We start from the raw sequence: 11978 nt of genomic DNA on the forward strand, positions 1-11978 counted from the left end.
CTCGCATTGACTGTGAAAACTGACTGCTCAGTCTACCTGATCCGCTGGCAACTTCCTTGTCGACACAGGGTCACTATCGATGTCGCCACACCTCTGCCTGGCGACCAGTTCTTGATGGCCGCCAGAGCGGCTTTCATCACGGAGGAATACGTATGCTGCTGTTGTGGATTGTTGTGCTGGTCGTGGGCATTGCCTGGCTGGCTCATCGACGTACCGACCCGCTGCCCGCGCTTGGCGTGGTCGCGGTGTACCTGCTGGCGATGGGTATTTTCAGCCATGCGCCGGGCTGGCTGCTGACCCTTTTCTGGGTGCTGTGGCTGGCGGTATTCATACCGCTGATACTGCCCGATCTACGCCGCAAACATTTCACCGCGCCAATGTTCAGCTGGTTCAAGAAAGTTTTGCCCCCCATGTCGGAGACCGAGCGTGACGCCATCGACGCCGGTACGGTCTGGTGGGACGGCGAGCTGTTCAGCGGACGTCCCGATTGGGACAAGCTGCTGGCCTACCCCAAAGTCAGCCTCACCGAAGAAGAGCAGGCGTTCATCGACGGCCCGACCGAAGAACTGTGCGCGATGGTCAGCGACTGGGAGATCGGCCAGGCTATGGACCTGCCGCCTGAAGCCTGGGCGCACATCAAGCAGCACGGTTTTTTTGCACTGATCATCCCCAGGGAATTCGGCGGCAAGGGTTTTTCGGCCTACGCTCACTCGCAGGTCGCCATGAAGCTGGCGACCCGCAGCGGTGATCTGGCCTCAACCGTCATGGTCCCCAATTCCCTTGGCCCGGCCGAATTGCTGCTGCACTACGGCACCGACGAACAGCGCAATCACTACCTGCCGCGCCTGGCCCGCGGCGATGACATCCCCTGCTTCGCTCTGACCGGCCCGCTGGCAGGTTCTGATGCCGGCGCCATGCCGGACACCGGGATCATCTGCAAAGGCCAATGGCAAGGTGAAGAAGTGATCGGCCTGCGCCTGACCTGGGAGAAACGCTACATCACCCTCGGTCCGGTCGCGACCCTGCTCGGCCTGGCTTTCAAGGCGTACGACCCGGAGCATCTGCTGGGCGAGGAAGAAGACCTGGGCATCAGCCTGGCGTTGATCCCGACCGACACACCGGGCGTCGAAATCGGTCGCCGGCATGTGCCATTGGGTGCCGCATTCATGAACGGCCCCAACTCCGGCAAGGATGTGTTCGTGCCGTTGAGCTACCTGATCGGCGGTCAGCCCATGCTCGGCAAGGGCTGGATGATGCTGATGAACTGCCTGTCGGTGGGCCGCTCGATTTCGCTGCCTGCCGTGGGCACTGGCGCAGCCAAGTACACCAGTCTGGTGACCGGCCAATACGCCAAGGTGCGTGAGCAGTTCAATGTGCCGCTTTCAGCCTTCGAAGGCATTCAGGAAGCGCTGGCGCGCATCGGTGGCAACGCCTGGCTGATGGACAGCGCACGGATGCTGACCGCCAACGCCGTCGACCTGGGAGAAAAACCTTCGGTCCTGTCAGCGATTCTCAAATACCACCTGACCGAACGCGGCCGTGAGTGCATCGGCCATGCGATGGATGTGCACGGTGGCAAAGGCATCATCATGGGCCCGAACAACTACCTGGGTCGCAACTGGCAAGGCGCGCCGATCTTTATCACTGTCGAAGGCGCCAATATCCTTTCGCGCAACCTGATGATCTTCGGCCAGGGCGCGATTCGTTGCCATCCGTTCGTACTCAAGGAGATGGCACTGGCCGGACGTGCCGACCATGACAATGCGCTGGCCGAGTTCGACACGCTATTGCTCAAGCACATCGGCTTCGCTGTCAGCAATGCAGCCAGCACGCTGATCCTCAACCTGGGCTTCGGTCATTTCGAACGCGCACCGGGCGACAGCCTGAGCCAGGGTTATTTCAGGTCACTGAATCGTCAGGCGGCGGCATTCGCCATGCTTGCCGATCTGAGCATGATGCTGCTGGGTGGCGAGCTGAAACGTCGCGAGCGTCTGTCTGCACGCCTGGGCGACGTGCTCAGCCATCTGTACCTTGCCTCGTCGGCCCTCAAGCGCTACCACGACCTCGGATCACCGGATCACATGAGTCCGCTGTTCCGCTGGGCGATGGAAGAAAGCCTGGGGCATTCGGAACGTGCGATGGACGAGATTCTCAGCAACTTCCCGAACCGTTTGTTGGGCGGACTGTTGCGAGTCATCGTCTTCCCGTTCGGCCGTCGACACAAAGGCCCGTCAGACAGGCTCGATGCCGAAGTCGCGCAAGTGCTGGGCCGTGCCAAGGGCGATCCGACGCTGGAAGAGCTGCTCGCAGGCTGTTATCGCCCGCAATCGGCCGAAGATCCGGTCGGCGCGCTGCAACATGCCAGCGACCTGCTGAGTGCCGCGTATCCCCTGCACAGGAAGCTGCAGACCGCTGTCAAAGGTGGGCAGGTGGTGCCCGACGCAGGCGAGCCGCTCATCGACGCCGCGTTGCGTGTCGGCGTGTTGCAGGCTGACGAGGCGCAGACACTGAGAACCGCTGAAGCGGCACGCCGCAAGGTGATCGATGTGGACGACTTCGACAAGGAAGAACTGACGGCGACACCGGGCAAGATTCGCTAAACCGGAGCCGATCGCTCAGCCGATCCACAAAACAGGCGCGTAGAGCTTTATACTCTCGCGCCTGTTTTTGCATTTGAGGATTACACCATGGCCGACGCCACTCTCGACCACCATCTCGGTCTGCTGGCGCACTTGCGCAGTATTCTGGTCGCGCTGGGCGAGGCCGAGCAGGTTCCCGAAGAAAGCCATGCACTGTTCATGGAGCGCTTCGACGAACTGGTCGAGCAATTGCCGCAAGACCCGATCGAAAGTCAGTACCTGGGGCAGGACATCATGTGCCAGGTGATTCAGCGCTACCCGCAGATCGCGCATCTGGTCCCACGTGATCTGCTGTGGTTCTTCGCCGGTGACTGTCTGCACTTCATGCCGGACGACGAGATCGACCTGTATCAGGCGCTCGAAGAACGTCGTTACGAAGCCGGGCAGAATGACGAGCCGTTTGACTGGAATCAGGAAAAGCAACTGCTGGCGATGTCGACTCAGGGCAGCAAACACTGAGCGACAACCTGGCCGAACTGAACGGCCCCGTGCTCACGCACGGGGACGTTTATCGCGGCGCCGGGCACCCTTTGCAAAGCGCCGGTTCAGGCGTTCTCAGCTGATCCCTGCCAGCATTTCCCGCGCCAGACGCTGGTGATCTTCGTCCGATTCGGCGATGACCTGCTGCAGGATTTTCCGCGCCGACTCAATATCCCCGTCGTCAATCAACACCTGCGCCTGATTGATCTGGCTCAACGGTGCCTCGTCGAGATCCAGCAGGTCGAACTCCGAGTCGTCGTTCATGAAACTGTCGAGAAAGTCGTCACTGAGGTCGTCAGTACCCGACGGCGGTATCACCTCGATAGGCTCGACTGAATCCTCTTCGGAGAAGTCGCTGAGAAACTGCTCGTCCGACAGTTCGAAGACTTCCGGCAACTGATTGAGATCGGACGAGAATCCCGGATCGATCTCAGGCGCCGCGACCACAGCGGCGGCCGGTTTGCTGCGTGTCGGCGGCGCATCGAAGGGGTCAACGAGATCCCAGTCGGCATCCATCGACAGATCGTCCAGGTTCAATTGAAACTCGTCTGACGGCTCAGGGTTGAGCGCTGCTGCGGTGGTTTCATCAAGCTCGGTGATAGCAGGCTGACTGGTTTCAGACAGAACATCTGCCGCAGGTGCCGCGTCGGATTTGTCCAGCGACATTGCCCCGAGGGCGGCTGCCGGTACCACGGCGGCAGCCCGTTGCGCCTCGCGGGCCTTTAGTTGCGGGTAACGTTCACGAATGTCCTGAATGGCCTGTGGCGTCACGTTATGCTCCAACGCCGCCTGTTCTTCGAGCGCGAACCCGGCGCTGTCGCCCTGCTCGGCCAGCAGTTCAAGCAATCGAATGCGGATGTCTTCACGGTCAGGCTGTTTTTCAAGCGCGTTGCGCAAAATGCCGATGGCTTCGCTGAATCGCCCGTAGGCGATGTAGATGCTCACGCCATCCAGCGCGTCGGGCGCGGCACCGGCCATTCGTTGGGAGGCCGGTGCTTTGCTCGGTGTCGGCGCAGGTGTATTGACCGGTTGCGCGGCCACCGCGGGCACTTCGAACACTGGCAGAATTGCAGCCTGGGCGGGCTTTATCAGCGAATCATCCGGCGTGGCGGCTGGGGTCGCGGTCTGGCTGCGCTGCTGACGTCGGCGGTTGTAGGCAAATGCCAGAAGCAGCAACAGAATCAGCAAACCGCCCAACAGGACCGGCACACTCACGAACGGTTCGCTGACCGACGCCGCCACTGGAGCGGGCGGCTGAACAGGTGCGACAGGGGTTGCAGCCGGTGCTGGCTGTGCAGCAACCGGCCTCACCGTTGACTGGGCCTGCGCAAGATCGGTTCGCAAAGCAATGATCTGCTTGTCCTTGCCGACCAACTGCTCTTGAAGATCCTGAGTCTGGGCCTTGAGCTCGTCCAGCGCCTTGGTCAACTGCTGAGTCTGGATGGCGGCAGCGGTCATCTGTTCGGCGGTTTCACGCATTTGCGCAGGCTGCGCCTGCCCCTGCGTCTGTGGCGTGGCCGCATTTGTGCCGGGATCAGTGGTGGTCGGCAGCACGGCCGAGTCGGGCAACAGCAGGTCCTGCCCCGGCTTGAGCCCGGAACTGGCACCTTGCGCAAACGCTTGAGGGTTGAGGGCGCGAATGCCGTCAGCCATCTGACTGGCCGGCACTTTGCTGCCCGAACCTGTCAGGCGTCCGGCGATGGCATTGAGGGTGTCGCCACCGACGACGGTGTAATGCTTGCCTTGCACGGCAGGCGGCGGCGCGACCGGCATGCGCGACTCGGGCACCGCCGACTGCGGCGAGCCCTGCGCATTGCGACTGCGGGTCGCGGCAACGCCCGCCGGTGAAGTCGCGGGATCGAGCAGAACGGTGTATTCGTGCAGCAGGTCGCCATTGGGGCGAGCCACCTGCACCAGAAAACTCAGGTAGGGTTCGGTGACCGGCTTGTTCGAAACCACGCGGATCACACCACGGCCGCCCCGCATAACGGGAGTGAAACGCAGGTCATTGAGAAAGAACACGCGCTCGACGCCGGCCTTGGCGAACGCCTCGGGCGAAGCCAGCCTGGCAATGATGTCTTCAGGCCCGAGACCATCGGTCTCGAGCAACGCGATCTCGGCATTCAACGGCTGGTTGAGCGCGGAATGCAGGGTGATTTCACCCAGGCCCAGCGCCGAAGCAAACGTCGAATAAAACAGCGACGAGGCCAGTACCGAGACAGCCATCATCGGCGCGTGAAAGCGACTGCGGACCTTGGACACCGTGAGGCCACTCCGCTCGATACCCGCCTGAGAACTCTTCAGCATGCTAACCCTTATGGAAACCACAGCAGGCTTCTCACCTATCCCGATGAACTTCACTATCCGTAGCCAGAGTATGGGGGAGAACTCGCAGACGCGTCTCAGGATCTTTCGAGATTGGCCAGAATTTGCGCGTGCACGCGCATGCACACCCGCAGATCCTCTTCGTCCACGCCCTCGAACAACTCGATTCGCAACACATTAGCGATGGTTTCGATCTGCTCGATCAGCGGCAAGGCGCTGTCGCAGAGCAGGATCTTCTTGGCGCGGCGGTCTTCGACCACGGCCTGACGCTGCACCAGCCCCTGACCTTCAAGGCTGTCGAGCAACCGCGCCAGGGTTGGCCCTTCGACGCCAACGCTTTGCGCCAACTCACGCTGAGTGGGCGGTTCGCCGAAACGGGCCAGATGAAGAAGGACCAGCCAACGGGCTTGCGACAGACCCAGGTCAGCAAGACGACGATCCAGTTCGGCTCTCCAGCCGCGCGTAAGGTGCGCAAGTTGCATCCCGAAACGGTGTTCATCAGTCAATGGCATAGAGCACTCATGATCAAAACTAATTGTTAGCGAGCTAAGCATGCTCCTTGCAAACAGGCAAGCGGCCGACCGTGGCGTCTCGTCGCAGGCTTCTATATCTCGAATTCGGATTGCAGAGCAGCGCGCACGCAATACAGCACACCTTCAGGAACACGCCCAGTGAATTGTTCGATCACTGCCGAGACCGGAGGCAGTTCGCCCTCTCCATCCAGAAACGCATCCTGAATCTCGCCCAGCAGGTCCTCCGGCAGATCCAGCGCCTGCTCGACAGACAGCTGTTGCTTGCCAATGGCTTCGGCGAGCAGGGTGTAGACGTTCTTTTCCGAGCACTGCAATTGACCGGCGATCTGCATCGGGGTCATGCCGGCGCGGGCCAGGCTGATCAGTTCGTGGCGAATATCGGCCACCACCCGGGGTGCCTCGGCCTTGCCACTGAGCACTTCCAGGAAGGCTTCGCCATAACGCTCCAGCTTGCGCGCGCCCACTCCGCCGACTCTGGCCATTTCGGCCATCGATCCGGGTTTGCTGCGCAGCATTTCCAGCAGCGTGGAGTCCGGGAAGATGACGTAAGGCGGCACGGCGTGTTCCTCGGCCAGTTTGCGGCGCAGGGTGCGCAACGCTTCCCACTGCTCGCGCTCCTCGCCACGCACCAATTGACTGGCCTGACTGGCGGAATGACTCTTGACCGTGGTTTGTGGCTTGAGGTCGCGACGCAGTTCCAGCGTGACTTCGCCACGCAACAACGGGCGGCACGTGTCGCTCAGCCGCAGGCCGCCGTAGCCTTCCAGATCGATGTCCGCCAGCCCGCGGGCGACCAGTTGGCGGAACAGCGAGCGCCATTCGCCTTCGGAACGTCCCTTGCCGACGCCGAACACCGACAGGTGCTGGTGACCGAAACTTTCGACCTTGTCATTGGACTTGCCGAGCAGGACGTCCACCAGATGGCCGACTCCGTAGCGCTGGCCGGTGCGGTAAATGGCCGACAGCGCCTGACGCGCAGGCTCGGTAGCATCCCAGGTCTGCACGCCATCGACACAGTTATCGCAGTGGCCGCAGGGGTTGGGCATGTCTTCGTCGAAATACGCCAACAAGGTCTGACGGCGGCAGCGGGTTTCTTCACAGAGCGCCAGCATGGCGTCGAGTTTGTGGTGCTCGAGTCGCTTGTGTCGCTCGTCGCCTTCGGAATTCTGCAGCATTTGCTTGAGCATCAGCACGTCTTGCAGACCATAGGCCATCCAGGCATCGGCGGGCAGACCGTCGCGCCCTGCCCGGCCGGTTTCCTGGTAGTACGCCTCCAGCGACTTTGGCAGGGCCATGTGCGCGACGAAACGCACGTTGGGTTTGTCGATGCCCATGCCGAACGCGATGGTCGCAACCATGATCAGGCCTTCCTCATTAAGGAAGCGTTTCTGGTTGGCGGCGCGGGTTTCGGCTGGCAGGCCCGCGTGGTAAGGCAACGCCGGGTAGCCGTTTTCGCTGAGGAAAACCGCCACTTCGTCGACTTTCTTGCGTGACAGGCAGTAGACGATACCGGCGTCGCTGCGGCGCTCGGACAAAAATGCCAGCAGCTGTTTGCGTGGCTGCTCCTTGGGCACGATGCGATAAAAGATGTTGGGCCGGTCGAAACTGGACAGAAAACGCTCGGCGTTCTGCAGGTGCAGCCGCGTGACGATTTCTTCACGCGTCCGCTTGTCGGCAGTGGCCGTCAGGGCGATGCGCGGCACCTGGGGGAACAGCTCGGCCAGTTGCCCCAGTTGCAGGTACTCGGGACGGAAATCGTGGCCCCATTGGGAAACGCAATGTGCCTCATCGATGGCGAACAGAGCGATATCGAGGTTTTGCAGAAACGACAGCATGCGCGGCTGCACCAGACGCTCCGGTGCCAGATAGAGCATTTTGACCTCGCCCAGACGGATCCGGTTGGCCAGCTCGCGCTGCTGGTCGGCGCTGAGTGTCGAGTTCAGCGCCGCCGCCGACACGCCCAGCTCTTCCAGCGTGGCGACCTGATCGTCCATCAGGGCGATCAGCGGCGACACCACCACACAAAGGCCGTCGCGCAGCAGGCCGGGAACCTGGAAACACAGGGACTTGCCGCCACCGGTCGGCATCAGCACCAGTGCATCACCGCCATTGGCTACACGTTCGATAATGGCACCCTGGCGACCACGAAAGCTGTCGTAGCCGAAGATGTCTTTAAGTACGCGTTGTGCCTGTTCGAGCATAAAAACCCCAGATTGTCCTGCTGCACTGCAAAACGGGGGAGTATACCCGAGCACTCACGGGCAAAGGATGACAGGTACATGAGTGGTCGAAATTAACTGCAATGGGCCGCCGCGCTGGCGCCACGGGCGCTCAGGGCCTAGAATTCAGCATCGTTTATTTCCAAGGTAGTGCGTCCATGTCCTTCGCTGAGCAACTAACCCGCCTGCAAGTCTTCCTCGATGCAGATGAACTGCACGAAGAAGCACTGGACTACGTGGCCGCTCATGGCTACCTGACCGCCCTGTCGATCTGTTCCGAGCAAGTGCCGGAACGCGAGTGGATCGACGCTCTGTTCTCCGAGCCGCCACATTACGCAAGCGACGCGCAGCGCGAAGAAATCGAAACCACGCTGGTCCTGCTGCAGGCGCATATCGCCCGTCAGCTGGCGTCGGACGAAGAATTCGAACTGCCCTGCGATCTGGACCTGGGCGACGACCCGGACGATTCGGACCTGCGTGGCTGGTGCATCGGCTTCATGGAAGGCGTGTTCCTGCGTGAAAACGCCTGGTTCGAAAGCGCCGAGGAAGAAGTCAGCGAAATGCTGCTGCCAATCATGGTCGGTTCAGGCCTGTTCGACGAGCAACCGGAGTTCTCCGATATCGCTCAGGACGCCAACCTGATGGACGACATGATCGTGCAGATCCCGGAAGCCCTGACCGCGCTGTACCTGCTGTGCCAGGCCCCGGACGAGAAACCGGCGATCCTCAAGCCCCGTCACCACTGAGTCCGCGCCTATGGCGCAGGATTCATCTCGCACCAGCCGCCACCGGCCGGTGCGTTACGCGCTGCTGGCGGTGGGCTGGCTGAGCGTGGGACTGGGCGTAATCGGCATCGTGCTTCCAGTGCTGCCGACCACGCCTTTTCTGTTACTGGCTGCCGCCTGCTTTGCCCGCAGTTCTCCGCGTTTCTACGACTGGCTCGTCAACCACAAGCGACTGGGGCCGTGGATTCGGGACTACCTCGAAGGCCGTGGCATTCCACTTAAAGGCAAGGTCTACGCGATCGGCACAATGTGGGCCAGTATCGGGCTGTCCTGCTACCTGGTGCCTCTGCCCTGGGCACGCGGCTTCATGCTGCTCAGCGCGGTGCTGGTAACCGTTTATATCCTCAGGCAGAAGACGCTGCACAGGGGCTGAAACTTTCAGTCGCTACACCACATCGGCCTTCAACGAGTGATCCCCCAGCATTGCGTTGATGAGGGTGGCAGTGTCCGCGCCGCTGGCGATCCAGCCGCCAGCGCCCGGTGTCACGCCGAACTGCGCCGCCAGATCCACGCCCGTCAACGCGATGCTCTGATCGGGATGACTGGCGTCCAGCCCCACTTCAATCGTCGAAACCGGCTGCGTACCGGTCCCGTTGACGCGCACGTGCAGAAAATCTTCCAGGGTATCGGGGCGTGCGCCTGCGCCTTGCAACAGTTGGGACAGGTCGAGCGTATCGACGCCAACCTTGAAATCGGTCACCTGATCGTGACCGGTATCCGCGGCCAGCCACATGAACCGGTCCTGCCCTTCACCACCGGTCAGCAGGTCATTGCCCTGCCCGCCGATCAGTACATCATTTCCCTTGCCACCATTGAGGCAATCGTTGCCGCTGGCGGCCAGCAGAACATCGTCGCCCTCGCCGCCGATCAACGACGGGCCATGCTGATAATCGATGGTGACCGCCGCCGAATCACGACCACCGTGTGCGTCTTCGATGCTGTAGCCGCCCTGATACGCGGGCGTGGCATTGACCTGGCCGTAGTCGATGCTCAAACCCAGCTGGTAGTCCATTCCTTCATTGGGCACATCCGGATCGGGCTGATGAATCAGAATCAACCGATAGACATTGTCTTCGCTAGCAATAAACGACCCGTTCGGTGCCAGATCGAGAAACTCGCCGCCGTCCATCTGCCAGGCCAGCCCGACCTGGTCGGAGAGCTGTCGGGTGTCGGCCGTCAGTGTTTCGCCGGCCTTGAGCGCAACGCTGTACAGGTCCTGATGATTGAAGGTGTCACCCTGCCACGCTCCCAGATAACCGCTGAGCAACACGGTGGCCGTCGCCGCGTGGGTGACATGAAAATCAGAGCGTTGCAGGTCCTTGACGCGGTTTTCCAGTACGTCCTGACGGCCGCTGAATTGAAGGGTATTCAGCAGCGGCGCTGAAAAGTCGGCCCCTGCGTCCCGCCAGCCGGTGTGAAAAATCGTCGGACTCGCACTCAGCGGATACCCGTTGGGCAAATGGTCGTTGGCCAGCAGCGCAGCGGCAGGCACTTCGATGCTCGGCGCGAGAATATGGGTGATGATGTGGTCGGCCGTGGCCTCGGGCGGTGCGACCGGGAGGGGCGGCTGGACATTGATCGTCAATGTCGCTGCAGCCAGATCACCGTCCTGATCGCTGAGCACGTAACCGATGGTTTCGGTGACTGCGGTGTGCGCGCTGCCTGGCGTGTAGCTGAAGGCACCGCTCTGCATGTTCACCACCAGCGTGCCGCCCAGTCCGGTGGTCAAGGTCAGCGTGTGGGCGGCACTGTCGAAGTGCGCCTGCCCTGAGCCGCCGCTTAAGCTGCCCTGCCCGCTTCGATCGTAGGTGTAGGCCTGTCCGTCGACCATGAGCATTTTGACGAAGCCGCCGTCCGCGCCAAAGGTTCCGCCCGCGAGCAGGCTGCCCTCGGTACTGCCTTGTACCGTCCCGCTGAGCACGGCACTCAACTCACGCGGTTGCAGAACGATCACCGCCTGCGTGTCGGTCCCGGTCTGTCCATCATGTGCGATAGGGTCCAGATAGGTCTGACTGACCTCGCTGCCGATTCCAATGGCAAACGATTTGATGCCGTGAGCGTCGAGAAACGCTGTCCACAGCGCCTGCTCTTCAGCATCAATGCCGTCGCCCTGGGTCGGATCAGGCTGGTGATTGGGCTCCGAATGCTCGGGCGACAACGTCGGATTGCCATCGGACAGGAAGTACACCAGATTCTGCGCACCGTTCAGACTGCCTGCCGCGAAAAAAGCCCGCTGCGCCGCGGCCAATGCCGCGTCGTAGTCGGTGCCGTTGCCGGCTCCCAGCGCGTTGATGATGTCTCGGGCGGTCGCGACATCGACCCACACGGCACTGGGCATATCGGCCTGGCTGTTGAAGGTCACGACCTGAACCCGTACGTCGCCCATGGCCATGTACTGATCGAGCAACTGGTTGAGCGCCTGTTTGGCCAGGTCGAGGCGTGACAGGCCGTCGACGCCGGATGCGCCATTCATGCTCTCGGAGTTATCGATGACCAGCAGCAGGTTGGAGTTGAGCGGCTCGCGGCTGACGGACAGTTCGATATCTGCGGCCACAGGCACATCGTCGACGATGACGATACCCAACTGACCGGTCCCGATGTCGCCATCGTCATCGACCGCCACGACAGCGATCTGCTCAGCCAGTGTGTTGGCAGCATTGCCCTCGGCGTGGTTCAGCGGACCCAGCAGGGTGTAGCTGTAACTGACCTGGCCGGTTACCGGGTCATAGCCCGTAATGCTCAGACTATTACCCAACGCAGTCAGCGCTGGCTGAGAGAAATCCATCACCACCCCACCCCTGACGATCTCGATGCCGCCCACCACCAGGCTTTGCAGTCCGTCGGCGGCATTGACGGTGAAGCTGCCGTGCCGGGTCAACGCAGCAGGATCGGGGGACGAACCGCCGCACAGATGCGCTTCGTGCAACGTCAACTCGCTGCCCGACACGCTGACACAGTGATCGACCGGTGGCTCGACTGGCGGCTCAACCGGCGGCT

8 protein-coding genes are annotated in these 11978 nt (G+C 61.6%); 4 read left to right on the forward strand and 4 right to left on the reverse strand.

Going from position 1 to position 11978, the window contains the following annotated elements:
• Positions 1–152: 152 nt before the first annotated feature.
• Both BZK31_RS11145 and BZK31_RS11150 read left to right on the forward strand, forming a co-directional pair.
• Positions 153–2600, forward strand: coding sequence for an acyl-CoA dehydrogenase (locus BZK31_RS11145; protein ID WP_083182707.1), 2448 nt, complete (start codon positions 153–155; stop codon positions 2598–2600).
• Between the two features lie 87 nt (positions 2601–2687).
• A complete protein-coding gene (locus BZK31_RS11150; protein ID WP_083182708.1) occupies positions 2688–3098 on the forward strand; it encodes a PA2817 family protein in 411 nt (136 codons plus the stop codon).
• Between the two features lie 96 nt (positions 3099–3194).
• Here BZK31_RS11150 and BZK31_RS11155 read toward each other — a convergent pair whose 3' ends face one another.
• The 3 genes from BZK31_RS11155 to recQ all read right to left on the reverse strand — a co-directional run bounded on the left by BZK31_RS11155 (position 3195) and on the right by recQ (position 8178).
• Positions 3195–5426 (reverse strand): motility hub landmark protein FimV, encoded by a 2232-nt coding sequence (locus BZK31_RS11155; RefSeq protein WP_083182709.1) that lies wholly within the window; start codon positions 5424–5426, stop codon positions 3195–3197.
• A gap of 95 nt (positions 5427–5521) precedes the next feature.
• Positions 5522–5956 carry a MarR family transcriptional regulator gene (locus BZK31_RS11160; protein WP_083182710.1) on the reverse strand — a complete coding sequence of 145 codons (435 nt, stop codon included), beginning with the start codon at positions 5954–5956 and terminating at the stop codon, positions 5522–5524.
• 92 nt (positions 5957–6048) lie between these two features.
• A complete protein-coding gene (recQ, locus tag BZK31_RS11165; protein WP_083182711.1) occupies positions 6049–8178 on the reverse strand; it encodes a DNA helicase RecQ in 2130 nt (709 codons plus the stop codon).
• Positions 8179–8354: 176 nt separating this feature from the next.
• Between recQ and BZK31_RS11170 the strand changes: the two genes are divergently transcribed.
• Entirely contained in the window at positions 8355–8942 is a 588-nt protein-coding gene (locus BZK31_RS11170) for a UPF0149 family protein (protein WP_083182716.1), read from the forward strand.
• Between the two features lie 10 nt (positions 8943–8952).
• Entirely contained in the window at positions 8953–9354 is a 402-nt protein-coding gene (locus tag BZK31_RS11175) for a YbaN family protein (protein WP_083182712.1), read from the forward strand.
• 12 nt (positions 9355–9366) lie between these two features.
• Here the strand turns inward: BZK31_RS11175 and BZK31_RS30290 are convergent.
• On the reverse strand, positions 9367–11978 hold a 2612-nt coding region (locus BZK31_RS30290), incomplete at its 5' end, for a VWA domain-containing protein (RefSeq protein ID WP_083182713.1).

The organism is Pseudomonas floridensis, from assembly GCF_002087235.1.
Lineage (GTDB): Bacteria > Pseudomonadota > Gammaproteobacteria > Pseudomonadales > Pseudomonadaceae > Aquipseudomonas > Aquipseudomonas floridensis.